This window comes from Roseburia sp. 1XD42-69 (assembly GCF_003612565.1).
Taxonomy (GTDB): Bacteria; Bacillota; Clostridia; order Lachnospirales; family Lachnospiraceae; genus Roseburia_B.
The window spans coordinates 130,465-155,797 of sequence record NZ_RAZG01000001.1 but is presented as its reverse complement, the minus strand read 5'-3'; the positions used below and the strand labels follow the sequence as shown (position 1 = coordinate 155,797).

29 protein-coding genes and 2 tRNA genes are annotated in these 25,333 nt (G+C 30.8%); 2 read left to right on the top strand and 29 right to left on the bottom strand.

From position 1 onward, the window contains the following. Positions 1-8: 8 nt before the first annotated feature. The 5 genes from D7Y06_RS01150 to D7Y06_RS01130 all read right to left on the bottom strand — a co-directional run bounded on the left by D7Y06_RS01150 (position 9) and on the right by D7Y06_RS01130 (position 5,905). A complete protein-coding gene (locus D7Y06_RS01150; RefSeq protein WP_120405999.1) occupies positions 9-197 on the bottom strand; it encodes a hypothetical protein in 189 nt (62 codons plus the stop codon). A gap of 19 nt (positions 198-216) precedes the next feature. Beyond that, positions 217-1,719 (bottom strand): hypothetical protein, encoded by a 1,503-nt coding sequence (locus D7Y06_RS01145; protein WP_243119027.1) that lies wholly within the window; start codon positions 1,717-1,719, stop codon positions 217-219. Between the two features lie 81 nt (positions 1,720-1,800). Next, positions 1,801-3,576 carry a hypothetical protein gene (locus D7Y06_RS01140; RefSeq protein ID WP_120405997.1) on the bottom strand — a complete coding sequence of 592 codons (1,776 nt, stop codon included), beginning with the start codon at positions 3,574-3,576 and terminating at the stop codon, positions 1,801-1,803. 10 nt (positions 3,577-3,586) lie between these two features. Beyond that, entirely contained in the window at positions 3,587-4,534 is a 948-nt protein-coding gene (locus D7Y06_RS26415) for a hypothetical protein (protein ID WP_199714591.1), read from the bottom strand. 15 nt (positions 4,535-4,549) lie between these two features. After that, positions 4,550-5,905, bottom strand: a complete 1,356-nt coding sequence (locus tag D7Y06_RS01130; RefSeq protein WP_120405996.1) for a zinc-ribbon domain-containing protein — start codon at positions 5,903-5,905, stop codon at positions 4,550-4,552. A gap of 681 nt (positions 5,906-6,586) precedes the next feature. Between D7Y06_RS01130 and D7Y06_RS01125 the strand changes: the two genes are divergently transcribed. Further along, entirely contained in the window at positions 6,587-7,297 is a 711-nt protein-coding gene (locus D7Y06_RS01125) for a hypothetical protein (RefSeq protein ID WP_120405995.1), read from the top strand. 234 nt (positions 7,298-7,531) lie between these two features. Here the strand turns inward: D7Y06_RS01125 and D7Y06_RS01120 are convergent, their stop codons facing one another. The 12 genes from D7Y06_RS01120 to D7Y06_RS01070 form a co-directional block, all read right to left on the bottom strand. Next, the gene (locus D7Y06_RS01120) at positions 7,532-7,726 is read right to left on the bottom strand and encodes a hypothetical protein (protein ID WP_120405994.1); all 195 of its coding nucleotides are present in this window, start codon (positions 7,724-7,726) and stop codon (positions 7,532-7,534) included. Next, positions 7,719-7,913, bottom strand: coding sequence for a hypothetical protein (locus D7Y06_RS01115; RefSeq protein WP_120405993.1), 195 nt, complete (start codon positions 7,911-7,913; stop codon positions 7,719-7,721). The genes D7Y06_RS01120 and D7Y06_RS01115 overlap by 8 nt, the downstream gene beginning before the upstream one ends. 124 nt (positions 7,914-8,037) lie before the next feature. After that, positions 8,038-8,682, bottom strand: a complete 645-nt coding sequence (locus D7Y06_RS01110) for a hypothetical protein (RefSeq protein WP_120405992.1) — start codon at positions 8,680-8,682, stop codon at positions 8,038-8,040. A 98-nt stretch (positions 8,683-8,780) separates the two neighbouring features. Then, a tRNA-Ser gene (locus D7Y06_RS01105) sits at positions 8,781-8,874 on the bottom strand. 136 nt (positions 8,875-9,010) lie between these two features. Next, entirely contained in the window at positions 9,011-9,469 is a 459-nt protein-coding gene (locus tag D7Y06_RS01100) for a hypothetical protein (RefSeq protein ID WP_120405991.1), read from the bottom strand. Next, the gene (locus D7Y06_RS01095; protein WP_120405990.1) at positions 9,469-9,759 is read right to left on the bottom strand and encodes a hypothetical protein; all 291 of its coding nucleotides are present in this window, start codon (positions 9,757-9,759) and stop codon (positions 9,469-9,471) included. Before D7Y06_RS01095 ends, D7Y06_RS01100 begins: the two co-directional genes overlap by 1 nt. Positions 9,760-9,829: 70 nt before the next feature. Next, positions 9,830-10,432, bottom strand: a complete 603-nt coding sequence (locus tag D7Y06_RS01090; protein WP_120405989.1) for an HNH endonuclease signature motif containing protein — start codon at positions 10,430-10,432, stop codon at positions 9,830-9,832. Between the two features lie 559 nt (positions 10,433-10,991). After that, on the bottom strand, positions 10,992-11,945 hold the full coding sequence (locus D7Y06_RS01085; protein ID WP_120405988.1) for a tyrosine-type recombinase/integrase: 954 nt from the start codon (positions 11,943-11,945) through the stop codon (positions 10,992-10,994). A 43-nt stretch (positions 11,946-11,988) separates the two neighbouring features. After that, positions 11,989-13,953 carry a zinc-ribbon domain-containing protein gene (locus D7Y06_RS01080; protein WP_120405987.1) on the bottom strand — a complete coding sequence of 655 codons (1,965 nt, stop codon included), beginning with the start codon at positions 13,951-13,953 and terminating at the stop codon, positions 11,989-11,991. A gap of 315 nt (positions 13,954-14,268) precedes the next feature. Continuing rightward, complete coding sequence (locus tag D7Y06_RS01075; protein ID WP_120405986.1) at positions 14,269-15,027, bottom strand: Rha family transcriptional regulator; 759 nt, start codon at positions 15,025-15,027, stop codon at positions 14,269-14,271. A 287-nt stretch (positions 15,028-15,314) separates the two neighbouring features. Then, positions 15,315-15,461, bottom strand: coding sequence for a hypothetical protein (locus D7Y06_RS25785; protein WP_158591184.1), 147 nt, complete (start codon positions 15,459-15,461; stop codon positions 15,315-15,317). Positions 15,462-15,482: 21 nt separating this feature from the next. Then, the gene (locus D7Y06_RS01070; protein ID WP_120405985.1) at positions 15,483-15,758 is read right to left on the bottom strand and encodes an HU family DNA-binding protein; all 276 of its coding nucleotides are present in this window, start codon (positions 15,756-15,758) and stop codon (positions 15,483-15,485) included. Between the two features lie 194 nt (positions 15,759-15,952). Between D7Y06_RS01070 and D7Y06_RS01065 the strand changes: the two genes are divergently transcribed. After that, the gene (locus D7Y06_RS01065) at positions 15,953-16,084 is read left to right on the top strand and encodes a zinc ribbon-containing protein (RefSeq protein WP_120405984.1); all 132 of its coding nucleotides are present in this window, start codon (positions 15,953-15,955) and stop codon (positions 16,082-16,084) included. 138 nt (positions 16,085-16,222) lie between these two features. Here the strand turns inward: D7Y06_RS01065 and D7Y06_RS25780 are convergent, their stop codons facing one another. The 12 genes from D7Y06_RS25780 to D7Y06_RS01010 form a co-directional block, all read right to left on the bottom strand. After that, positions 16,223-16,393 carry a hypothetical protein gene (locus D7Y06_RS25780; RefSeq protein WP_158591183.1) on the bottom strand — a complete coding sequence of 57 codons (171 nt, stop codon included), beginning with the start codon at positions 16,391-16,393 and terminating at the stop codon, positions 16,223-16,225. A 29-nt stretch (positions 16,394-16,422) separates the two neighbouring features. Beyond that, positions 16,423-17,640 carry a hypothetical protein gene (locus tag D7Y06_RS01060; protein WP_120405983.1) on the bottom strand — a complete coding sequence of 406 codons (1,218 nt, stop codon included), beginning with the start codon at positions 17,638-17,640 and terminating at the stop codon, positions 16,423-16,425. 7 nt (positions 17,641-17,647) lie between these two features. Next, on the bottom strand, positions 17,648-17,878 hold the full coding sequence (locus tag D7Y06_RS01055; protein ID WP_120405982.1) for a hypothetical protein: 231 nt from the start codon (positions 17,876-17,878) through the stop codon (positions 17,648-17,650). A gap of 120 nt (positions 17,879-17,998) precedes the next feature. After that, positions 17,999-18,073 (bottom strand) — tRNA-Ile (locus tag D7Y06_RS01050). Between the two features lie 503 nt (positions 18,074-18,576). Beyond that, the gene (locus D7Y06_RS01045; protein WP_120405981.1) at positions 18,577-19,209 is read right to left on the bottom strand and encodes a hypothetical protein; all 633 of its coding nucleotides are present in this window, start codon (positions 19,207-19,209) and stop codon (positions 18,577-18,579) included. 166 nt (positions 19,210-19,375) lie between these two features. After that, on the bottom strand, positions 19,376-20,134 hold the full coding sequence (locus D7Y06_RS01040; protein WP_120405980.1) for a hypothetical protein: 759 nt from the start codon (positions 20,132-20,134) through the stop codon (positions 19,376-19,378). Between the two features lie 22 nt (positions 20,135-20,156). Further along, positions 20,157-22,667, bottom strand: a complete 2,511-nt coding sequence (locus D7Y06_RS01035) for a hypothetical protein (RefSeq protein ID WP_120405979.1) — start codon at positions 22,665-22,667, stop codon at positions 20,157-20,159. A 63-nt stretch (positions 22,668-22,730) separates the two neighbouring features. Then, positions 22,731-23,549: an antA/AntB antirepressor family protein gene (locus D7Y06_RS01030; RefSeq protein WP_199714589.1), complete on the bottom strand. Its 819-nt coding sequence runs from the start codon at positions 23,547-23,549 to the stop codon at positions 22,731-22,733. 239 nt (positions 23,550-23,788) lie between these two features. Beyond that, positions 23,789-24,223, bottom strand: a complete 435-nt coding sequence (locus D7Y06_RS01025) for a hypothetical protein (protein WP_120405978.1) — start codon at positions 24,221-24,223, stop codon at positions 23,789-23,791. After that, positions 24,207-24,611 (bottom strand): hypothetical protein, encoded by a 405-nt coding sequence (locus tag D7Y06_RS01020; protein WP_120405977.1) that lies wholly within the window; start codon positions 24,609-24,611, stop codon positions 24,207-24,209. The genes D7Y06_RS01025 and D7Y06_RS01020 overlap by 17 nt, the downstream gene beginning before the upstream one ends. 146 nt (positions 24,612-24,757) lie before the next feature. After that, positions 24,758-25,117 carry a hypothetical protein gene (locus tag D7Y06_RS01015; protein WP_120405976.1) on the bottom strand — a complete coding sequence of 120 codons (360 nt, stop codon included), beginning with the start codon at positions 25,115-25,117 and terminating at the stop codon, positions 24,758-24,760. Next, on the bottom strand, positions 25,107-25,325 hold the full coding sequence (locus D7Y06_RS01010; RefSeq protein WP_120405975.1) for a hypothetical protein: 219 nt from the start codon (positions 25,323-25,325) through the stop codon (positions 25,107-25,109). The genes D7Y06_RS01015 and D7Y06_RS01010 overlap by 11 nt, the downstream gene beginning before the upstream one ends. Positions 25,326-25,333 lie beyond the last annotated feature (8 nt).

Sequence of the window (25,333 nt, the reverse complement as noted above, 5' to 3'; positions counted from 1 at the left end):
CCAAATTTTTACAAGCAAACATTCGGATTAAATAAAAAAGAACCTTGCTCAAACTTTGAGTTCAGTTCCTTCATCAATTCATTTGTTTGTATAAACACAAACACTTCTTTATTATCAATGTTTCTTTTTGTATATTTGAAACCAATCGACTGTAATATATCTGCCTTTACTTGGTCTAAAATCAACACCTCACCCATATATTCAATCACCAACTTTCTATATGCGATTATCCATATTGTTTGAATCGTTGCCACGCTGCGTATCTGTAGAAGGAGCCAAATCAGTATCATCATTCATTGGTCTACCACCTTCTGATCCATCATTTGCAGTTGTGTATGAGGTTTTTAACACTTCCCACTTATCATAAATATCTTCTTTAAACATCTGCTCTGTAAATGAATTTCCAAGCATCTTTGCGGTATTTACACCCGTTGCTGCTAATAATTCTCCTTTAACTGGTAGAGATGCTTGTGCCAATTTTAATTTCTTTTCTATATAGTCATCTACGTCAAAAATAGTAACTGGTAAAATTCGATAGACAAATTGATAATCGTCATAGATGTAATTACGAAGTTTCATTTGCAAATCCATCCATGATTCAAGTTGGCGATATATACGATAAATATCAGAAGAATCTACCTTCATAGACAATTTCAATTCAGAACCGCTAGAAGCAGAAGATATGAGTGCTTTAGATACACCGGCTTCTCCATAATAATTTTCAACAGCCTGTTCAACCTTATTTTTATCATCTGATATAGTAGATTTTGACTCAATAAGCTGTAAGTCCATAGGGGATGGTACAACGCCAAAGCGATCAGGTAGGATAGACTTTGCCATTTCAACGAATGGATAGATTAACTCATCACCCATAGTTATATGACCTTCGTCATCAACAGGTATCTTGAAATAAACTAGTTTATATGCGTCTGCTTCTGATTTTGCTTTGACCAAATCTTTTATATCATCTATATCAAGTATTGAGGCTATCAAAGGAAAGAAGGGACTATACAAATATGTAAAATCATTATTATACTTCAAACACAATGAATTTTCATATGGAACCATAACCATATTATTCAGAGAAAATTCCTTTGATTGTTCTAATAATTCCTGTAATTCTAAAGGAAGTGTTTTTAAATATGAATTACTTAATAAGCTGCGATTGATAGCATATTGATAAATTGAACCGTTGGAAAGTTTTTTGATTTCACAATATCTTGGATCAATAAAAAATATAGAAATATCAGTATCATTTTCTGTTACAAATCCAAAACAAGCATCTTCAAGAAAAAGTTTTTTCATAATGTCAGTAATTCGATTATCTAGTTTGAATTTGTTTGCTTGCGCTGTGAATTTGATATAATTCTTTTTAAAATCTTTTTGATATTGTTTCTTGGCTTTATCAGTTTTAGTAGTACAAAACATTTTCTCTTGTTTTATCTCGGTATCAACAGTCCAGTTTACTACAGCCATATTAACAAAATAATCAATAAGTCTTTTATAATAACCACTTTTTAGATACATATATTGTGATAAACGAATTATAGAACTTCCATACTGTTCAGGGTTTTGAACGATACGAAGTATTTGACTTCTTGTAAATCCACAAATACGATTATATTTGAAAGCACCTTTATATGCTAACTCTGATAACGCCAGTCGTTTCAAACTTGCAAAATTGAAAGTCGGTGATTTCCCATTAAGAAAATTATCCACATTCTTTTTATCTTCTTGAAACTGTTCTTTTATTGCTCCGTTGTTATTTGTATTTTCTTCGATGTTTGACCACCGCCTTTCCTAGTGAGAATATAATTTTGGTTTACGTGCAAGAGCAGTGAGAGAGGAGACATTGATTTTTGTTTGCTTCTTATATATTTTGTTTTTATTTTCATTCTCCATTTCACAACAAATGCTTAACCCATACATAAGACTTGTTGCTCTATCTCGCTTAGTAGATTTCACAATTCTTGTATAGGTCATCTTTTCTGCATTTGTAAAATCTTGCTTAATGTTGCTTAATTCACTTTGAAGAATATCGTGTTGTATATACTGTTCATATTCATCTAAAGTAAGTTGTCCTTGCTTATACAAAGAATCAATTTCCTCGGATTGCTTTAACAATTCCAATGTATGATTTTCAAAACATGCTTTCATGTATGGATAATACAAATTTACGAAATTATTCATACCATGTATTGCACGAATAATAGGTAATGCACCTTCTATTGTTTTAATACCAACTTCGTCATCATCTTGTATCAATGGTGGATATTCAGTGACTTTACCAGTACGCTCATCTCTATATTCCCATGATTCATAAAACAAACTTGGCAAACCAGCACCAGCACCTTGAGCGTCAATCAATATTCGATCCGTGTTAGGAAATTTCAAATGTAATAATTCTCTTAACATATCTCTTTGTTTATTTAGTGGCATACCATTAACAACTTTAGTGAACACAATTTGCTTTAGATATGTACCGTCTGGTCTTGGTTTAAGTTTTATAACATGAGTACAAGCATTATCAGAACCTTTTGCATCAGAAACAGCAACGTCATGTGTGATAATGTAAATTGAATTAGATTTTTTTGGTTGTTCTAACTCTGGTCTTTCTAATACACGACACTCATTTGTTAATTCATAAGGAAAATAACTTTCTCCACTAGAGCCAACAAATATTCCTTCATACTCATAAGCAAATTTATCCTTTGTCATAGATGGTTTAGATAATTCTTGTTCAATATCATCTTCACCAAACAGTCCTGCTTGAATTCCTACTTGATAAGGAAAACACATAGCAATATAGTTTTTATTACCATCTATCATTTGTTCATAATGGTACTTAAATCTTTTGTATAGAGAACTTGTTTTCAGATAAGCAGAAGATATAAAGATTACTTTACCTTTTTCATTTTGTTTCCATTTCAAAGCATTAGGGCGTTTAGTTTTAGTCATAGGAATCAAAATAGTTTCGATAATATCATCTTTTACAAGCCGTGCTTCATCAATTAAGAGGTAATGGAATCTCCATGATCTCGCAGATTCACCACCACGATCTTGCGCAAGAGTAATAGCCCTAATCTCAGAACCTCCTTTAAATTCTGCATAACAGTCATCAGCACCAGTCCTGATAGGAAAGTTAATTTCTCTTGCAATAGTTTCATTTTTAGAAAGTTCGCCTTTTAATTTTTGTATAATGACATTTCGGCTCTGCTGTGACATACCAGATGCTATACCACATTTTAACCCCGGATAAAGAATAGAAACACATACATAGAACAAGCATACAATCCATGATTTACCAATACCACGACAAGCAATAAGGCAACTAAATTGACCTCTTCCCATTGCTCTAAGAATTACTCTTTGAAAAGGGAAAAGGTCTACATGGAGTATGTTAATTGCAAATTCGTCTATGTAATATCTGTAATATGAGAAAAATTCAGTCCACGCTTCATAATCAATAGAAGCCTCGTTGATTGGATCATTGGAAAATGTAGAATCAAAATCTTCTGAATGGTTTTTATCATAAAGTTGCTTTTCTTTTTTTAATTGCTTTTCATATTTATCCATAAGCATACCATTATAGCGATTTTGTGATAGTGCTTAAATAGTCTATCATTTCATCAATCGTATCTTTCTTTAGTGGAATATGTTCTGGAATCCAATTATGGGATTCAACCATAGCAGCAACTTTAGAAAAACTACTTATACCTACATCATTTACACTTCTGGTACTTTCACTGAATTTTGCAGATTTTGATAGGGTGTCAAAAGCTTCCCTTGCATTTTTATACCTTGCGTCAGCGCCTTCAATTCCATTTATCATTTCATCAAATGCTTTATCCATCTGAAGGCTTGCTTTTGCAATTTTACGAGCGTAGTCACGGTGGTTTTCTGTGATTATTTTGTAGTCTCGTTCAAGTCCAGCATAATAACTATTTAAGTAATCAATATCTTTTTGACTATACTTACCCATCCATTTATCATCATAAATAAGTTCTTCTTGTTCAATGGTGTTATTTGTAACAGATATAGCTGTATTTTGCTTTTTATCTCTTATATCAGAATATCTTTGTATTGTTTGCTCTTTCTTATTTTGTGTATTGGTATTCACAGTTTTATGAGAAAAACCATCTTTTTCAGAATCTACAAAACTTTTATTTCTATTTTGTCTCAATGTATTGATATTCTTAAAATAGAAACCAATAATTTCATTTCCATATTTAGCGATTTCATCATCAGATAAATAGCCATGTTCCTTTTTGCATTGTAAAAATGCAGAATCTAATCCATCTGTATAATATGGCTTGTCCAATCTCTGACACATTGTTTTTAATTTATTTTCATTAACAGTGCCATCTTTATTTATAACTTCCTTTTTCACACATGAAATACATATTGGTACACACCCATCTAATGAAAATAAAGGACTAGATGATTTATAAAAACCAGTGGCAATAGACTTATTATCGCCACAAATAGGGCATTTCTTTTTAATAGTTTCCTTTTTTGTAGCTATAATCGCCACTTCCTTTCAAATAAATTAAGCCGACTGACAAGACAGCCGACTTTCTAAAATGTTTTCTATATTATCAAACTCAGTATAAGGAATACGAATCAATAAAATTCCATTATCTTTACAATAATTGCTTTTTCTATTATCGTATCGTTGCAATGTTTCAAATCTAATTTGTGTATGTGAATATTCATTACCCCAGAAGTTAATTGGCTTAAAGTGTTGTATACCATCATATTCAATAAGACATTTGATAGTTCCATCTTCATTAAATATTACAAAATCAAACCGTAACTGTTTATTGCAATCACCATATAAATCATCAAAAGAAAACTCTCTTTCATAATTTAAATTATTATCATCTAAATAATCTCGGATTCGCATTTCGCCCTTACTACCAGAACAATTAGGGCAACCACCGCCATACATTAAATTAGAAGCAATAGAAGACCATTCGTATCCGCATTGTTTACACTTACAATTTACTTTGCTTTTATTTCCGTTGTATTTGGATACAATCTGAATATTTCTATCATTTTCTTTGACTTTAGATTCAAATTCTTCTTGTGTAAATTTTGCTATCCCAGCACAATAAATACATCCCAAACCTCTTTTGATTCCAGAAAGTGATTTTATTTGAATACCTTTATCTCTATGTTCATTACATATACAATGAACCATAGTTCTGCGACCATTTTTTGATATTTTAATAAATTCAAAATTGTGTTCTTCTACAATCTTTTTAATATCTTCTATTGGTGTCATGTGTAAATTTGATATGTGTTCTTTAGCACATGAATTACAACAAAATTTAGTATTGTTTTTAAATGCGTCATATGTAACTATTTGTTCACCATCTTCAATATGTTTATTACAAATATATGTTAATGGAGTTTTACAATTTATATATTCCATAGAAATTAAAGTTAAATTTCTTTCCTTGAATTCGTTTCTTATATCATCAATGTTTATATTTTTTGTTTCTGTGATTCTTGCTTTTATATATCTGCATTTAGGACAACATGTATTTCCAAGATTCAAAGCACTCATTGATGTATATAAAATTCCTTCTTCTGGATGTGCATTACATGTACATTTCATTTTGTTAAATATTCCAACATATTTATCTTCTAAAAGTAAAAGATTTAATTTTGATGCTTTTTTAATAGCTTCGTCAATATTATGTCTCTTACCAGCACAAAATGGACACCGATTTCCAGATTTAAAATTATCTGGAGCAATTTCAAATTTGTTGCCACATTTATTATGCTTCATTAACACTTTGGTTTTAGCTGTTTTATATTCCGATAATAATTCAAAATCGTTTCCAGTTAATTCAAAAATAGTGTGTTTAAAATCTTCTGTAGTTATTCTCTTTCCCATATTTTCTAACCTTCTTTCCCTAACCTCAAAAAAATCATTAAAAGAGTAGAAGAGTGGTGAGGTTAGTAACCAACTCACAAGGCTCATGATTTCCTTGCGTCTTCTACTCGGATACAACCACTTGTGTAACGAACACAAAAATCGATCCTCTCATAGTCGTTATTATTTATTTCTTTTTTTCTGTTAAATTTTTCTCCTCGTGACAGCATGTGCATACTTTTTTCCCTTTTTGTTGATTGGCTGGCAACGGTTTATTGCCAGATGATTGTGATTTTTTTTCTTGGCATGTTGTCACCATCCTTTCATTCTTTGAAATATTGTGTTATAATTGAAATTAAAAAAGACAGCCATGATGACTGTCTAAAATCTGAATAGCAGGACTTGGACCTACAGCGTCTGGTCCCAACCAGCGGACTACCAATTATCTTATTTTTTGATAGTGTAAAATTTTCTTTGATTTTTGAAATAGAAACATTTCCTATGAAATTTGGTATTGTGCAGGAAAATTGTTGTCCCATGCTATTTTGGTGTGATATTGGATAAACTACGTATATATTTCAAGACCTAAAGTAAAATTACACTATCTATTTCTGGCAAAAGCATTTACTTAAACATCTGGTATGATATACTTTAATTGTAATTTGAAATGTTTATTATTAAATTTTATTTATGGGTGTATATATGAGAGAGAATATATCTTTATTTTTGACTATCGTTTTAGGAGGCATTAGTATATATTTATATATAAAAGATAAACCTAATTGGGCTTCTATTATTGCTGTTATATTAACGATAATGTCACTTATTTTCACGATTAGACCTTCAATGTTAATGCAAAAAACTTCTGGAAACAATACAGAAGAGGAATACTATAGAGGAACTATAACAAAAACAGGTTGGGAAAGTAAGTTTATTGGACTTCGATATACCAATCCAGCAGGAATGAACATGTCTACAGAAGAAGAGCTTGATAAGATGAATGAGTTTGAAGATGGAAGTCCTTCTATAGTTTTTAATCAAAATGAGTTAGGGAAAGCAAAGCTTACTACTGTATTTGAAATGATGAGTATGTCTGATGACAAGTCAATTATTGCAGGAGTATGTACAGAGAGATTGACTGATGAAATAGATATTTTCCAGTTTATTGAGTCATTTGAGTCGCAAATAGATCGGCATCCCTTTTATAATTATGTACTGATTAGTGATGATAAAACTATAAGAATAGGTAACGATGATTACATTATGGTTAGTTACATGGTAGACTTTAACAATGTTTTCAGATATAAAGATAACTATTTTCGTATTGTTGGTGACAGAGTAATAATGATTTCACTTGATTATAATGATGAGAGTGCAAGAGATAATACATTAGATGCCTTCACTGCATATTAAAAAAAGAGCAGGAGATTTAATTCTTTTGATTTATTATAAATCGTAGATATTGTTGGAGGCAACTCTGACTCTGAAAATATCATACTCAGCGTATTATAATATCTCTTTACTGAACAATAAGGCTCTATTTCATAATGTATTTACTATGTAGTGAATTAAACCATTCTTCTAACTATACAAAAAGACTGTCATATCATAGTTTAACAGTCTTTTTGTTATGTTGTTTGCTACAAATTATTGATTTGCATACTTTAATAAAAGTTCTTCCATTTGCTCTTTTATACGTTTCTCTGTATTAAGTAGCTCATCTATTTGTTTTTGGTTATTATTTATGACAGCTTCTTGAGATTCATTACTATTATAAAGGGGGCTTAGTATTTTTTTGACATATTCATCTTCTGATAATAATGCTTGTTTAATACTATTCATTACCTGCACCTCCCTTCATTTTCTCTACTAAATAGCCACTGGCAAGAAGAGCTTTTTCGCATTTATATGACATAAGTCCTAAGCGGATATAAGGAAGTAAATATTTGTTGATTTTTTGGGTAATTTCAATTTTAGTATTCCCCAATTTTGATTCTCCAAAAGCTATGATTTGTAATAATGAAAGCATATCATTTCCACTACAATGTATAGGCATTGCAATGTATTGAGAATAGTCAGGATGATTATTTTCATCTTTATATATAAATCTTTCATTTACTTCATTCTTATCAATAAGTACATCTGGTTCATGTTTATTTTTTTTTAAATAGCTTTACCGCATAGAATTCAGAGTTTCTTCTAAAAGATAATGGTTTTCCATAAATATCTGGAGTGTTTCTAAATTTGCTAGAATGCGCAATCATTGTAATACTTTTAGATTTTCCTTTTGACAATGGATTTAATTGAAAAATACTTACGACAAAATCTTCACCATTAATTGATAAATCAGAAATTATACTTAAGATTTTTTCGCAAATCCAGTTACATTCTTTTCTAAAATTCCAATTATCAAGCGAAATTACATCATTTTTTTTAATGTTATTTGCTGTAGTATTTATATCATCTGCACTTGTTTCTAAGATTGCAGATAACGCAAGTTGACTTTTTTCATAAGCTTTGATTTCTTTTTCTTTTAATTTAATTTCAGATTTTAGATTTTTTATTTCATCATAGCATTCATCTAATATTTTGCTTTCTTTTCGATCATATATATAAGAAAAAATAAGAAATATTATAAATATAAAAGATAAAACAACAAGTGAAACTAACTTTAATTGGAAAAATTTATCTTCTTTTGCATTCCAGCTACCCATAGATGATCCGATTAAACCAATACTAACCGTCAAAATTAGTGAAATGGCATTTTTTAATTCTTTATTTTTGAATATCTTTTGCATAGCATTTCCACCTTATTCATATATATACATCATATCATATTGTTACGTGGAATTTCAACAACTTTATAAAAATTATCCAATAAAATGCTTATTTGAAGCGGTGACGGTAGGATTTGAACCCACAGGTCATGTTTTCCATAACACATCAGATTTCAAGTCTGCGCCGTTATAACCAGATTTCGGTACGTCACCATAAACGCAAAGCGGAACAATCGAAATCCATTCCTTTTAGAACACATCCGTTAGCAACGGAGTCCCAAACCTTATGGGTTTACTTTGCAAACAATAGGAGAGCAGTACAGCCACTCTCCACAATACAGATACTTTTTTACAGAACTTCCTCAGATGTAACCAAAAAGTCATTTACGTTGCTTCTGGCAATTTCTAAAAGTTCATGAATTTTTGTCTTAATCTTTGATTCAAATAAAATAATCTGTGCCTGTGTATATAATTCCTGCGTAGTTAGATATTTTTCATCCAATAACTCTTTTGAAACCTTATTATAATCAAGTTCCAAACTAATACTTAAATTCTCATTAATCGGGATTTTTTGGTCATTTAAATCTAAAACTACCTCAACAGCATCCTCTGTGTCTGACATAATAGGATTCCCGTTAGTAACAATGAATTTACCTTTAAATTCTATGTCTGCATAACGTAATACTTGTGGAAAATCCTTTGCCATCTCAAGTTCATCTGCTTCTGTCATAGTGCTTGTACCCCAAATTGGTACTAGAAGAGTTGAATATTTTCCCGCCTCAATATCTCTTTTTGGCTCAATTCTCATTATTTGTTTTCCTCGCTTTCTTTATCATTCAATTCATTATAGAGATCCCTGATATAGATGTACAAATCTCTAAGTACATCTTTACTGAGAGAACATCTTAGATCCTGGTACTTTAAATCAACATTATCTATTAAAAAATCAACCTTATTTGTATTTCTATTTACTTCAAATTTTGCTATGGTAGTGGGAGAGAAAAGCAATTCCAGCATATTCAGAGTTGTTCCACCATTACTTCTAACACTTCTGATTTCTCCCATCTTTAAAGGTCTATCAATATCATGAGTTTCCATTTATTTACCAACTTTCTTTTTATATTTTTGTTTTTATATAGTGGGCAGGAGAGGATTTGAACCTCTGATGTTATCTGCTACCATATTTAGCATTTCTACCCGCAAATGTTTCAGTTTGAGAATGACAATTTGGACAAAGAAATCTTAAATTATTAATAGAATGATTAGTATGATCACCATTTTTATGATCTAGTTGTAATGTTAATTTTTGTCCATTCCATACTCCTTTATTACCACAGCATTCGCATCTATATTCTAAAATGCCAGCTTTTATAATTCGTTCTTTTAATTTTGCAATATTTGTATAGGTGGAATTACAGACTAATATTTCAGATAAAGAATATTTTGGCTTTTGATTTGTTCTTTTATATGGTTTAAAGTGTGATGTGTTTATGTTATATGTATCGATTATATTTTTCATTACTTTAGCCATACTTCCGCTTGTTTTTTTAAATCCAAAAATTTCAAGCATATCACATATACTATTACAATGATTTACTTTTTCTTGTATTTCTTCCCTACTAAGATTCCAAACATAGCATTGTCTTATAAATATCACCTCATGTATTGTATTATTATCCCCGCTGTGCCACCTACCCATGAAAATAGGAGAGTGCTGAAAACTCTCCTGAATATTCTGTCTTTCCAGAATGTCAGACTGCCCAGCAGCCATTCGCTAATTTAATCTCTCAACACTTTCCTTATCAGTTGTCAGCCTGTTATAGTTTTTTTTGTTACTATTTATTTGACAATATATGGGATATTTTGTAGAATAATAAGTGCAAGCAGCATCCACGTTTTATTTTGGCTAGATAAGACGGTTAGGCGGTTGAGTCACGTCAGGACAGCGATGTTCTGTTAATCTTATAGATACCCTTGCTCAGAAAGGAGGGTGATAAAAGAAGTGACAATTTGTGAACTAATTGTAATACCTTTAGTTATTGGCGTTGTAAGCGGAGTAGTTTCAGCTTACATAGTCAAGTTCCTTGATAAAAGGCACAAAAATAACCGCCATGAGAAATAAAGCGGTTACTTTTGTGTTAATAATTCAATTTTGTTTTATTAGCCATTAATCGACCAAATTATGGCTCAACCGTCTAACGGATGCTGTTTGTTTTGTGTAGAATCTCTTTCTACAGAATATCTTAAACCAATTCGTAACTGTTGTCAATGTTTTGTTACGTAATTGCGGATATATTGTTGTGCTTGGATGAAATTGGAGATTTATTGGGTCAAATGTTGATAGAATCCTTTATTTTACGAACTTTGGAAGTATCCGTTTTTATGTAGAATTTCTTCGTGACATCAGTTCCAGAATGATTTAACATAACAGATACATCCTCTAAATTTACGCCTTCATTTTTAAGCAACGTGGCATATGAATGACGAAAATCGTGGCAGTGAAGTGTTGGTTCACCGATCATTTCTCCAATTACCTTACACCAATCATTCAAAGTTCCATTATTTATAGGTTTATCTTCAGTAACGTAAGGACTAATAAATACCCAACCATAATCATTTATCTCATTATCTTTTCTGTACTGTACAAGATTTTCAAGATATCTCTTTGTTTCTTCCGAAAAAGATAATTCAACAATTTTACCCTCTTTTTCTAATACGTCCGAAAATATTCTTTCATCCCAATCAATCTGTTCCCAACGTAAATTTGCAACAGCATTTACTCTTGCCATAGTAGTTAAGGAAACAAAAGCATAAGTCTGTAATTGAATATCTCCATGCTCCTGTAATTTCTCACGCATTAACTGTACTTGATCTTTTGTAAGATATGTTTGCACAGTAATTGGTTGTCCTGCTTTTGGACGTTCAATAAATTCAACAGGAGATTCTACGATTAATTTTTTCTTACGCAAAAACTTATAGAAAGCAGAAATAGAAGCCATTACACGTTTTTGTCTATTAACATTATTCCCTTGCTGTTTTCTCCAATAATAGTATTCTTCGAGATCTTCATCTTTAGCCTCGACTACAGATAAATTAAATTGATTGTTATACATATAAATAAACCACTGCATAAGATCTGAATTATACTGTAAAATAGTATTTTTAGATAAATCACGAATTGACATATCTATCTGATATTTTTGGAACAATTTTAATGTTTCTGGATTTATATGTTTTGCTTTTTCTTCATCATAAAGACAAATTCGTTTACTGCGTTCTGGCATTAAGTATCACTTCCTTTCAAACAAAAAAAGAAGTGATTAAATATTAAACCGCTTCTTTTAAAATCGTTTTAATTTTGTTATCTATTAATGACTGATATGTATTGTCGATTTCAGTCCAATATGGTATTTCTAAAAAATTATATCCATTTTTTAAAGCATATTCCTTTTTGTATTTATCTTTCCATTTTTGATATTTTAATTCATATTCAGGCGTAGTATTATAATGCTTTGCTGTTAATTGTGTAAATCCTGTTATTTCGTAATGTTGTTTCCCATGGACTTCAATAATCAATTTCAATTCGACAATTTCATTATCAAAAGGTAATGGAAAATTTGTTTTTGGATTAATAGGAACAATATTACAATTATGTTCATGAAGCGTATTATATCCATATTTATCCGTAATGTATGTATCCACTTTTTCTTGTAAAAATGATATACCTTTTTCATATGAACACTTAGGACATCTAAACTCATAATTTACACTATCACAAATACTTCTAATATAATCTTTGTGAATATCATCCTTACATTTCCACCATACTTTTTGACTTGAATATGGTAAGTATTCATAAGGCGTCTTATTATTTTTATCAGACCAATATTTAAATGACTCTGGATATATATAACCAAGACTATCTTCTTTGCAAACAGATTTTTTAGCACAATAACTACAATGATGTTCATGATTTTTTACATCATTAGGATATACATGAGTTGGAGGATGATATGTTGTATCTATACAATTCAACCAAACTTTTGATGTTCTTGTAGAAGGTGCTATTGCAAATGGATTAATTGTATTCATATCATAATTCCATATTTTTTCAAAATTATTTTTGCCATATTTGTCAATCATCCATTGAGCAAAACTATCTTTTGGATGAATCCTTATATGAGAACAATATGGACACTCGTTTCTTAAAGCATTTTGTCTGGAAACCTTATATGACCCATGATAATCTGTTTTGGTACATTTAATCCACACATGTTCTTTTGAATATGCAGGAATTTCCCATGGATTTTGTTTGTTTTTATCATAATCCCAGTATAATTCTAAAGCATTTTCACCTTTTTCGTCTATTAACTTTTGTGCAAAAGAATTACAATACTTACATCGTATAATGTCCATATTAGAAACATGTGCCAATTCATATTTTGTACTATTATGAATTCCTTTATCACATTTAAAATAGACTTGTTTATGTGCACAATATGAGATATGTTTTGGATCTAAATTATTTAAATCATAGTCCCATCTTTTTAACCATTCCTCATGATGTTGCTCTATGCACCAATCATAAAATGATTGTGAACGAATGCTTCCCTTTAAGTTTGCAACGGCCTCATTTCTCAAACATCCACAACTTAATGATTGTTTTCTTTTTAGAGCATTTTCACTAACCTCTTTAATTATTCCGCTTCCACATGTACATTGAGAAATCCAATAAGGAATATTTTTATTCTTTTTAGATTGTTTACTTTGTCCTTTTCCTATTATTTTCCATCTGCCAATAATATCACCAATATGAATATCTTCATAAATACGTCTTTTGTCTTTTATGCTAAATTGTTTATTAAATTCATCAATAGATATTTGGCAATCTTTTAATATTTTTAAAATGATTTGTCTTGAGGGTAAATTATATTGATATGTACATTTATTTGCTGTTGGAAATTCATGAAATTTATTTATATATTGATTATATAAAATAACCAAGTCATCATATTTCAAATCTCTAATATTTTTATGTGTTCCATTTACATCTAAAGTTCTTACTTTTCCAAATTGTAATAAAAATTCATTATATGAAATACCCTCATTTTTAACAACAGATTTAACAATTCCTGCTTGCGGAAGATTGTATTTAGATGAACATTGAGTAAGCATAGGAACACTGCTATATTTTTCTATATATTGTTTATATAGAATAATCAAATCATTATAAGTTATTTTTGTTGCTAATACTTTTCTATTACCAACATCTAAATAAACTGCTTTTCCCATTCATATTTCTCCGATCTCTCCGTATCAAAATTAAAATAGAAGAGGGCGGTGGGATACGGAGTACCACCTTCAGAAGTTAGCTAGACTTCCTTATCCTCTCCCAAATTCCAAATGCAGGTTCCGATACCAATTTAGCTTACAGTCCATACCAGTCCGTAAGCCAAATGATTCCCTAAGAAATCACATTGGACACTATATTTTTCTCCAAACAAAAAAGAAGTGAACATAAAATATTCACTTCCTTCCGTTCAATAAGTAACCAGCCTCATCACTGGTAGGGTATTTACTTTCACCAATACCATATCTCTATAAAACTTACCTATGTAATTCGTCTAATTCTTTTAAAATTTCTCTGACTTCTGATTCATATAACTTTACACAGCAAGTATATAAATCATCTATATATCCAAATTTTTCAGCATAACGAATTGTTGTAAGTTGATCTTTCTTCTTTATCTGTTTTTCATTATAATTTTCACATTTCATTTTTAGATCTGTATGAAAATTTTCACGAAAACATTTGTATAGTTCATTATATCTGTTTGCATATCCTCCCTGAGACTTCTTGCAAATTCTATTAATAATATCAGGCTTTTCATATAAAGGAATTTCATCTGTAAGCCCATTGATAACTATTTGCTTGTGATTATTTTCTTCAATCAGTTTTTCATTCTCTTCTACTTTTTCAAGTAATTGAACTAATGCCTCTTTATATGTAGTCGGTAGTTTGTATGGATTTTTAAGTTCTTGTTCCATTTCATCAAAACGCTTTACATATTTTGCAGTAAACAAAACACCCTTTTCACCAGTAAATTTATTTGCAAGAAAATCACATCCAAGTTTTGTAACGAGATAACAAGGTCTTTCTTCACCTTTTGCATCTACATACGATGATTTTATAAAATATTCAACCACCACGAAATCGTGGGCGTTAAGAATATCAATAATGCCTTTTGTTTTTCCGTCTTTCGTACCTTCTAATTTCTCAAGAACTTTATAGTGCTTCATTCCAAGCATTTCGGCAATTTCAAGCGTTGTGATAGTATTTTTGTGTTGATTTAAAATTTCATTCATTTACTTTTCTCCTTTTATTCAAAAATTTTATTTTCAGTAAAAGGAGAGTGGTGGGTAATTATCCCACAAGTCTCTCCATTGTTGGTGTGGTAGGAGCATACCCTACACATGCGTACCACCAATGGTTTATCCGTCTAAAGGTAATCAGTCGCTTCACTGATCGACAGTCATTTTCACTCACTGCAAATCTCTAAGTTATACTTCTCCAAACAAATAAGACCTACGCCCATTTTCTGAACGTAAGCCTTGCTTTATAAACTCTGATTAAGTATCAGATACTATAAACATCAATTTTCTAACTTTTCCATCAACTCTCTCACAGTAATTTCCTCTCCAATAGATACACATTCATCTAAACGATAGAAGAGTAGTTCTTTGAGGATTGTTAGTTCATCATCTGTCAAATCTACAGATTTTACAATTTTATCATACAATATTGTCACCGCCAGTCTGAATTACAGCCCTTTGACAGATTTTGAAATTGTAAACTTCAATTCGTCATGAGCAGGTTTTGTCCATTCCTTGCCTCCTGCAAGAGCAGCAACACCACTTCTCTCAGCAACATGTTTTACAGAAAACGTACCAATCCAAGGAAGAGGAATTTTTTCATCACGATTCTCGTTTAGTGATTCAAGTACAAATTTTCCATAGGCATTCATAACTGCCTCTGCAACCTTATTTGTGACTTCTGCCTCAGATGCAATTGCTTTAATCATATTATTCTTTACCATTATAAAAATCTCCTTTATTTTTGCATTTTAATAAAATAGGAGAGTAGCACGTACTCTCCAACACATGTGTTTATGGCTTTGTCAACCAAATATAATAATCATCCACTCGTGACGATTCTGTTGTTAAATAATATTCCATAACTTTCCAATCTGTAGTACAATAATATCATCACACAAGAGAGGAGATAGGGAATATGGCAACTACAGGTGAAAAGCCAGGGGCAGGTACATATACCTGTGATAATTGTGGACAGATAGTAGTGTTAGATGACAACACAGACACATTACCACCTTGTCCTAAATGTAATGGTACAGAGTTCCATTAATCTGCTAATGTAAAATGTTGGATCTCAAATGGTTTACCAAACCATTGTCTCCAGATTGCGAGCTGTTTTTCTCCATTCTGGAGACTATATTTTGAGTGATATTTTAGTGGTAATAACTGTTTTATGTAGAATAGAAATTTATTCATTAGGGCTTTCTCCTTCTTCAATGACAACTCCTGTTTGTTTTAACCATTCAGTTTCCATTTCAAGAATATGTTGAATTGTATCTCTATCATATTTTGTTTCTAACTGAATCCAATCAACCATTTCCTCAAAATCTAAAACAGGTACTTTTTTATCTTCGTTCATATTTCTCCTTAAAATTAGTAATCTATTTGTTAATCTAATGAAACAGGATAACAAGCCTTTATTCCATCATTATCAATTACGCAAACCATTTGTGAAGGCTTTCCACTAAGTCTCTTAGAAATGGTATAATCATCAGTGGTTCCGCTAAAACTACCACTTCTAATAATTTTTACGTTTGCAATATCATCATATGAACATCTATGTAAATGCCCATAAAAGATTCCTTTTGGTTTGAAATTAAGCATCATAACCAATTTAGACACACCAGATTCAGAGTAACTATCCCAATCGCCATGTACCATAAGATATTCATTGCCACGAATTATGCAAGTGGCAATAGTAGAATCATAATTTTCATCATCAATAAAAATTACATTCTGCAAATGGTCTAATTTTGCTTTTATATACCAGGGTATAAGATTATCTAATCGGTTTCCTCTAAGAACCTGATCCTTAAATGATGTCCTTGAGTGATTCCCCGCCACTCCATTTATATATACACTTCTAAAATGTTTACTCAATTCATAAATAAATGCAGAAATTAACTCCGCACTCTTTTGAATTTGCTCAGTGACATTTTCTCTATTTTCCAATTGCGTTGTAAAATGGATTTCGCCATTAAGAATATCACCTAATATACCGACATACGCATTTTCCGACTTATGTATCTTTTGTATTTCAATTATTTTTGATAAATACTGAGATAATCTATTAGCAGCAATGTCGGAATTATATTTTCCGAAATAATTATCTGTGTCAATTCCTAAATGAAAATCAGATAAACAGATAAATAAATCATTGTCAGCAGATGCAATAAAATTATTCACTAGTGGAAGAGTGGTAGAACCATTCTCTTTAATTAAGCGTTCTAATTTGGATAAATCTTCTTCAATTCTTGCATTTTCACGTAATGTTTTATTTAGGGCTGTACGCTCATCAAAAAGTTTTTGCTTTTCCTTCCTTATATCTTGTTTTTGAATCTGTAACTCTTTAAAATAAGAATCTTCATCTTTACAAGTCTTAAAAGCGTTAGCATCTAAATATCTCTTAGCTTGCTGATAGGGCTTCCTGTATGCTGCCTCGCTCCTGTACTCAGATTCGTCAGACCTGAATTCTGAATTTATAATTGTAGCTATTTCTTCCCAACTCATATCAAGAATTCCAGAATCTTTAGCAGAACCGAGCCTAAATATAAACTGTTCTTCATTCTCATTTTCTAATCTATGTAAGTCAGTAATAATACCCACCTACTTTCTATTCATCATCTTCCGACGTAATTAAGTCTAAATCTTCATCTGATTTAAGACTTACTCCAAATTCAATTGGCTGATTGATGAATACTTTTAACAAATCAGCTACTTTTACATCCTGTTCTACATCATTTTCATCAGTATATGTAATAAATGTTCCATCCTCTGATAAAACACCTTTTACTGATAATTTATCAGTCGTACTTCTTTTGAAAATTAGTTTAGATTTTGCCATAAATGAAATTTTCCTTTCATATGTATATTTTATTTTAAACTCTATAATATTTTACAATTTGTGGGCTATTGACGGAGAGCCTGGCTACGGAGGACTGTTTGTACTAAACAGACAAAAAAATACGGACTATTGGATTTGAACCAATGACCAGTGCTTTATAAGAACACCACTCTTACCATACTGAGTTAAGTCCGTAAAAGAAACAAATGACGATACCGCTAGAATAGCAGTACCGCCACCTGTATAAGAAATGAATATAAGAATACTTATAATCTCAAATATTTTAATGTAGTTATTACAGCCATGTACAAACCTAATCGTCAATTACACAACACGAATAAAACTCAATCATGGATTTTATCGAATTTTAGTAATTATATTTTAAACTTTACAAATAAAGAATTTTGACAAGTGAGTTTTAAGTTTTAAATGCTGAGTTTTGAATTTTCATTTCCAAAAGTATTTACATAAATACCTATTGAGCAGTAAACGATGTTATCTCAATAATCTGTATATGTAAATTTATCACCATTTGATAAATTTTCATTCAAATATTCTATCGAATATTCCTATATAATATTGGAATTTTGTTCATTAGAAAGCATTAAACTTTCATCTTGTTTTTACCTATGATGTCCTGCATAGGTGACAGGATGTAAGTTTTAGGTTTTCGTAATAACTACAATATAGTTTAAAAGTTAGAAATCTACTTCAATGAAGGTTGTTGCGTTAGAAAGAACAAGCACCGTATCCACATTAGACTTAAAACCATCAATGTCTGCTTCAAGAGTCTGAATCTTTTCATACAACCCAAGAGGGTCTACAAATTCAAATTCATTTTTCTCTCTATAAGGTTTCTCAACAGCTTCCTGATCCTCTTTACTCAATTTCTTATCAGAATCTTTCCCAACAAGAGTAGTAAGTAAATCATCTACCTTAGCATCCACTTTCTTATTTTCCTTATCAACAGTAGCAGTAGCGTTTGCATATTGACGTTTCATTTCATTAAGTAAAGTTTCATCATACTCAATAGAATTTTTACGCTCAATAGCTTCTGCAACAGTCATAATTTTATCAGCAACAGTGACTTCCGTAATTGCATTTGACTTTACAACAGCAGATTTTAGAGTGTTTCTATTTGCAATTAAATCAGTGACAGACTGATAAGATGCCTTTGCACGATCTTCAAAGTCTTCCTTCTTTACAACGCCAACTTTATCAGATGATTTTTTAGCAGCGCCACAAAGAGTAGCGTTGGTAATTGCCTTTGTGATTTTTGAATCATACAACTTCAACTCATTAAGTGCTTCCGTAATACTTATTTTTCTCATATTCAAATCGCTCCTTTATCTTAACTAATATATTTTATGTTACATTTATTATTTTTCTTTTATTGCCAAGGAAAGATAAATTTTATTGTCATTTTCTTTATATACCATTAAAAGAAAATAACATTTTTTCTGAAAAAATGTTTGAAAACCTTGGAAAATAAGACTTTTATGACACAAGGCTTTGTACACTTTTTTCCTTTTCTCTTGATTTTTTCATGCAAATACGATTAACTTGTTTATGTTTTTCTTTTGCACATTTTTGGCAATACTTACTAGAATAATCATTTTCTGATTTAATTCTGTAATTTTTGCCACAACTTTTACATTGTTTATAACCCTTTTTAAAATTGCCGATATATTGATTACCGATATTACTAAATTCTCTTACTTTATAACTTATCTCTCCAGAATTATCTAAGCTAACTTTTATATTTAAGTTATTAACTTTTTTCCCAAAAGTAATATATCCATTAGCATATAATTCGTGTAATAATTCATTTCGCTTATCGGAAGCAAGAGTAACATTTGCAAGTTTAAATACTTCTGAAATATCTTTTGAAGTCTTTTTATTAATCCATCCATCACAATCCATATATCTTGCAACAGCAAAGAATGTAAACATTAATTTCTTTTGCCTATCATTAGGCAATGAACTGATAAATTTTAACTCGTTTTCAAATATAGGTATGTATTCTCTTTCCTTAAATGTTCTGTCAATAGAATTATTAAATAGACCTTCACATGTACTCACGATTTTATTGTGATATTTATATTCTTGATAATTTTCTAAATCAAATGCCAGTATTCTCTCTTTAACAATATTAGATAATTGTTTTGTATTCAATTCATCAGAAAAATAGTATTTAGCAATAAGTGTTATGAAATATCCCATAGAGAGAGCGTCTGGTTTCTTTTTTGAAACCAAGATGTCTCTTATATATTCTTTCTCATTTAGTATGTACAGTGTTTAGCTCCTCCAATCTTAAAATAATGTTTTCACCAATACAATCCCAGCAAAACTGTTTATTTCCTTTATAACCATAAGTGATGTCTAAAATGATATTTAGACGTTCTTCATCATTAGGACATATTTCTTTTGCTTCTTGATTAAATTTAGTATAAAGAAAGTGCCTATTTCTATTTGATTCACCTTTATCATGATGTTTCTGTTTTTTGTATTCTCTTACACATTCACAATAATATTGTTCCAATTCTTTAAGAGCCAGTCTATGTTCTTCTGTGCAACGTCTTTTTGTTTTTAAAGTGTTATAGTCAAATAATGAATTTCTGCGCAATTGAGATTTATAACCATCTAATTGATTTTCAATATATCGGCAGATTTGATTCATTGAACATTTTCCTATACCAACAGGCATTTTAAATTCATACCAAAATAAAAATTCTTTCTGCTCATCGGATAAAACATCAATATTTTCATATAAATATTGAATAGAACAGTTATATATGGCATAGCATTTATCGTTGCTTTCTTTTATATATTTCTTATAATCACGTTTAGTTTCTTCGTAAATGTAAATCATAAAATATGGTTTGCGATATGCGCATATAGATTGTAAATACCTATCATCTGCACAGGCTCTCATATTATACCAACGACTGGGCATAGGAGTTGCAACAATTCCCTTAATCTTGTCTAATTCTGCCTGTTGATAGAGCTGTCCACAACCAATTCTATATTCCAATTCTTTATATTCCTTAGATTCTTTTTCAAAATGTGATTGCACTTCCATCATAGATGTCACATAATTAGTAATAGTACCGACCTGATTACCCATACCATTTTTATTCGTCTTTTTTACTTCTTCCTCAGTAACAATGATTTTTGATGTATTACGTTGTACACATTCAATAGCAGGAAGTTTCTTATAACGTCTTTTTAGTACATCATTATTTGTTGAAAATAAAATATCACTATCCCAGTCACATCCATTTTCTGCCATACAAAATGAATCCCAAGCATTAATAATCATAATAGTATCCATATATTGATACCAACGTTTACATTCTTCAGCATTATTCACCCTACACATTCGTATATTGTTATGACTTGTCATTGGACTTCTAAAAACAACAACATTATTTTCGTTTTTATCAATCCAAAACTTAGAATAACATTCACCTTCTTTAAGCAATCCTGTAACTTCTAATCCACAAATAGATTGCATTAAGGCGAACGGATCACCACTGGCAATTTGGTAATTACCTTGTACAAATAATTTACCAATCTTAGCATCGTTCATTTTCTTTTTAATAAATCTATGTACTGAATCAATTACATATGGATCACCCAACATATATTCACTTATATATAATGCTCGTTGCCATGAATTAACTTCTGTATTTTCTGTAATTCCTAAAAACTTAACAGTGGAAGCGTAGTCACCACACATAGCATCTTTCAAATAGTTTATTGTGGGTGTACAAAGTTCTTCTATATCATCATCTGTAAATTCATACGACTGTAAATACTGATAATTCAGTTCTCGTTGTTCTTCTAATATATAAGGTGATATTTTAGTTACAGAAAATCCATAGCCGCATTCTTTATAAGCATTTTCGTAACTTTCAATATTATCATAAGCCATCCATAGTTTAAGAGATGATTCAGTTATAATCATTTCGCATTCACGAATATCCTGAATATTTCCCCAAATATCTTCTATAAAGTAATTACCATTATTAAATTCTTCAACAAATTCAAGAATTGGAAACGGATAGAGCATTCCTTTTAACCACGCATTTCTTAAACAAACACCACTTGGTATATAATCTAATCCTAAAAATTCGGATACTCGTTTCATATATTCAATGGTACATATATTAAAACCATCTGATACAGTATTTTCAAGCTGCTTATGGAATACTGTTTCCATAACAGGTTCATCAGAATCTTTACCATCATCTAAAGATATTACATCTGCAAAATATTGTGTAACACAATCCTTTACAACCAAAATTCCATTAGGAATACAAATTGGTTGAGATGCTGAACAAGTCAGTGCTTTATATGCTTCGTATTTCGCTGGAACAAGTGGAATACTTTTATTTCTTTTACATTCGCAAAGTTCATTTAATTCATCTATGTATTTTGAATTACAAAATAGAAGAGTGTTATTTTTTAATCCTCCAGTTGTTCCTACAAATCTACGATAATTTATTCCATTAACTGTTACGCCTTTCTTACAAGTAGCTCGACCAAAATCTGATTTCTTATCTATAACCACTTGTATAAATATCTTTGAGAAATCAATTTCTGAAATCTCTTGTTTTAGAATTTTATTTGCCATTATACGAAATTCCTGTGCTTCAAACAATGACACTAATTCCTGGAATTTGAATGCATCTTTTTTTGTAATACTTAAATCCCAATTATAATATTTAAGTTTATTAGTTCCTATTTTAAAAATCTCATATTGAGGTACGCTAATTCCAGCCATTTATCCTCCTTTGCTTAATAAAAGATGTTTATACCAATGAAATTTCTATTCTAAGTCATTATCCTAGAAATTATTATTATCGAGCAATGACTGATACTTTTTTGCAAGCAGCTTTCGTCTTTCTTCATAATCATACATTTCCTGAAGACGGATCAAATCTGTATCAAACTTTTCCAACTCAGCGACCATCTGGAGTTCAAAGTTATTGAAATGGTTCCTTACAGGCTCATCTTTAGGTAGACAGTATTTAAAACGATAGTCTGATGCACTCATGCCGATAATGATTTCGTTAAGCAGGTTAGCTTCTCCCATGAATACTCCCTGATCGCCACGCTTTTTACACCAGTCTGGCATTGTAGGCATCAGTTCCTTTTTGGATAGGTTAATAATCTTGCGATAGTTTTTATAATGTTCTAAAGTTTCCCATCTATCAATATTCCACAAGCGTCTTGCTTTAAATGCTTTATCAATAGCGATAAAATATTTACGAGAAATGCGCCCAATTTTATTATTCTCCACCATAGACAATTCCTTTGCCATATCAAGAGTGAGAGAGTAGTCTTTTGTGTTATGCCCACCACTACCTTTTTTGCTTTCCCGTTTTGGAAAGCAAACTTTATAATCTTCGTTTTCTATAAATTCATACTTATCAATACGTCCAGCAATCCAAGCACCAAAAACTTTCCCGACTTTTAATTCTTTATGTAATGTCCTGGCATCAATCCAAGAACCATCCTCTTGCTGTAATACAGGTAATAGTTTCTGATATTCTAAAATGATTTGAATATCAGATTCCTTCAGATCTCCGTTTTTAACATATTGTTTCAGTTCCTCTTCTTTGAAACTATTCTTTCTCAGATTATTATTATTTTTGTTCATCATTCTTTCCTTTCATTTTCAAGTTGTATTTTGCATAGTTCTAATCTTATAACCAAGCCATTCCAATAATTCTCTCATGCCATGAAAACATTCATAATGACGATATTCACCATCTAAATTTTCAATATATTCTTCTCCATCATAAATTCCGTCACCACAAGAAGAACAATAGTGTACAGTTTTCTTGGGAGAATAATTAGGGCACATGAAATGGCAAGGAGTCATTCTACATATCTCGCAGATTAAGCAACACCTCCCACACCATATTTCTCTATTCGTTCATGTACATATCCGTCATTGGTTGTATAGTAAATATCTTGAATTCTAAGATCCTTAATTGCTACCATACAGGAAGGACAAGGGCGTGATAATCCAAACGGCTGATCATTGCGAATTCTATATATGTATAACTTGACTTTTGAAAAGTTAATATTCAAACGTCTGATAGAATTTATACAGTTAATTTCTGCGTGTAACTTTGGTAACATGATATCTGATGGTTTGCGGTATTTATTATATTTCTTCTGTATTGGATGAGTTTTGTTACAATTACAACCAATTCCTATAATATTTCCTTGATACACTGCCACACATCCAATGTGGGTTTTATAAAAATCAGATATAGTGGCAGCTTGTCTTGCTTTTTCAAAATATTTGTAATCAGTCTTTGTTATCATTTAGTTTTGCCAGTCTTTCCTTCTCAAACAACTCGTTACCACGCTCAAAACATGTCAGTTCATATTCGTATCTTTCTACAAAGCGATCAAAATATTTTTTGCCGCTTCCGTTATCAGTGATAGTGACACAATGGTGTACAATTCTGCAGATATTCTCTATAATGGTATCTCTAGTTCCTGATATGTATTGTGTATCAACCTTCTTAGAAGATAACTTCATCCGATCCTCCAAATCGGTACGATTCAACCACATTGAAAATGAATATTTATTTTCTTTTTTGTCAAAATGATATGCACATTCAGCTATGTAATTTGGATATCCCCAATTTGATAAGTCAATTGTGAGAGCATTTCCGTGATATCTTGGGTTCATCATTTCCTTTAACATTTTATAAATTCCTCCACATTTAAAAATTTCTAAGATGTACATTAGATTTTCAGAAAGAAAAGTTTTAGATGATACTTTTATCATTAAGTACGTCAAAATTTTCTACGCTAATGTACATCATTTAATTTCTAGCAAATAACACCATCCTAATTCTTCTTATTGGCTTGCCATTGTCTCATTCGTTCACCTGCAGCAATTTTCTGTTCATCAGACATTTCTCTTTTCTTTGCTCTAAAACTGATAAGTGTTTTATCTTCAACACGATATGTTTTTCCTCTACCTGTATCAGCAATGAGAGAGTACATATCTGGATTTGCTTTACATAATTTATCTAATTTAGTCATATATGTAGTATCTGAGGTATAGATTGTGGCATAATCTTCATCTCTCATAAAATTGATACATACTTCCTGTTCTGAAAGTGAAACTGAATTTGATAGTTTTGGTTTTTCAATAGTTATTTCTTCATTTTCATCAATGTTTATGTATCCAGATTTACTTGCCATAATTTTTATTCCTTTCAATACCTTCTCGATTTTTCTTCCAAAGTTTTTCTTCTCTTTGCTTATCTGCTTCTATACGACTTGCTATCTGAGATCCGTTTGTATTATCTTTCCCTCGATAATATGTATTGAAATCGGAAGGGTAAATTAGTCCTCCAAATTTTGTGTGATCTACTTCATAAATTCCATATCTGTTAGTTGTCTGTGTCATTAGTTACT

Bases quoted from the DNA above. Each gene is read 5' to 3' on its own strand.
- D7Y06_RS01150 (WP_120405999.1), bottom strand. From the start codon at position 197: ATGGGTGAGGTGTTGATTTTAGACCAAGTAAAGGCAGATATATTACAG.
- D7Y06_RS01140 (WP_120405997.1), bottom strand. From the start codon at position 3,576: ATGGATAAATATGAAAAGCAATTAAAAAAAGAAAAGCAACTTTATGAT.
- D7Y06_RS01130 (WP_120405996.1), bottom strand. From the start codon at position 5,905: ATGGGAAAGAGAATAACTACAGAAGATTTTAAACACACTATTTTTGAA.
- D7Y06_RS01125 (WP_120405995.1), top strand. From the start codon at position 6,587: ATGAGAGAGAATATATCTTTATTTTTGACTATCGTTTTAGGAGGCATT.
- D7Y06_RS01120 (WP_120405994.1), bottom strand. From the start codon at position 7,726: ATGAATAGTATTAAACAAGCATTATTATCAGAAGATGAATATGTCAAA.
- D7Y06_RS01115 (WP_120405993.1), bottom strand. From the start codon at position 7,913: ATGCTTTCATTATTACAAATCATAGCTTTTGGAGAATCAAAATTGGGG.
- D7Y06_RS01110 (WP_120405992.1), bottom strand. From the start codon at position 8,682: ATGCAAAAGATATTCAAAAATAAAGAATTAAAAAATGCCATTTCACTA.
- D7Y06_RS01100 (WP_120405991.1), bottom strand. From the start codon at position 9,469: ATGAGAATTGAGCCAAAAAGAGATATTGAGGCGGGAAAATATTCAACT.
- D7Y06_RS01095 (WP_120405990.1), bottom strand. From the start codon at position 9,759: ATGGAAACTCATGATATTGATAGACCTTTAAAGATGGGAGAAATCAGA.
- D7Y06_RS01090 (WP_120405989.1), bottom strand. From the start codon at position 10,432: ATGGCTGCTGGGCAGTCTGACATTCTGGAAAGACAGAATATTCAGGAG.
- D7Y06_RS01085 (WP_120405988.1), bottom strand. From the start codon at position 11,945: ATGCCAGAACGCAGTAAACGAATTTGTCTTTATGATGAAGAAAAAGCA.
- D7Y06_RS01080 (WP_120405987.1), bottom strand. From the start codon at position 13,953: ATGGGAAAAGCAGTTTATTTAGATGTTGGTAATAGAAAAGTATTAGCA.
- D7Y06_RS01075 (WP_120405986.1), bottom strand. From the start codon at position 15,027: ATGAATGAAATTTTAAATCAACACAAAAATACTATCACAACGCTTGAA.
- D7Y06_RS01070 (WP_120405985.1), bottom strand. From the start codon at position 15,758: ATGGTAAAGAATAATATGATTAAAGCAATTGCATCTGAGGCAGAAGTC.
- D7Y06_RS01065 (WP_120405984.1), top strand. From the start codon at position 15,953: ATGGCAACTACAGGTGAAAAGCCAGGGGCAGGTACATATACCTGTGAT.
- D7Y06_RS25780 (WP_158591183.1), bottom strand. From the start codon at position 16,393: ATGAACGAAGATAAAAAAGTACCTGTTTTAGATTTTGAGGAAATGGTT.
- D7Y06_RS01055 (WP_120405982.1), bottom strand. From the start codon at position 17,878: ATGGCAAAATCTAAACTAATTTTCAAAAGAAGTACGACTGATAAATTA.
- D7Y06_RS01045 (WP_120405981.1), bottom strand. From the start codon at position 19,209: ATGAGAAAAATAAGTATTACGGAAGCACTTAATGAGTTGAAGTTGTAT.
- D7Y06_RS01035 (WP_120405979.1), bottom strand. From the start codon at position 22,667: ATGGCTGGAATTAGCGTACCTCAATATGAGATTTTTAAAATAGGAACT.
- D7Y06_RS01030 (WP_199714589.1), bottom strand. From the start codon at position 23,549: ATGATGAACAAAAATAATAATAATCTGAGAAAGAATAGTTTCAAAGAA.
- D7Y06_RS01025 (WP_120405978.1), bottom strand. From the start codon at position 24,223: ATGATAACAAAGACTGATTACAAATATTTTGAAAAAGCAAGACAAGCT.
- D7Y06_RS01020 (WP_120405977.1), bottom strand. From the start codon at position 24,611: ATGTTAAAGGAAATGATGAACCCAAGATATCACGGAAATGCTCTCACA.
- D7Y06_RS01015 (WP_120405976.1), bottom strand. From the start codon at position 25,117: ATGGCAAGTAAATCTGGATACATAAACATTGATGAAAATGAAGAAATA.
- D7Y06_RS01010 (WP_120405975.1), bottom strand. From the start codon at position 25,325: ATGACACAGACAACTAACAGATATGGAATTTATGAAGTAGATCACACA.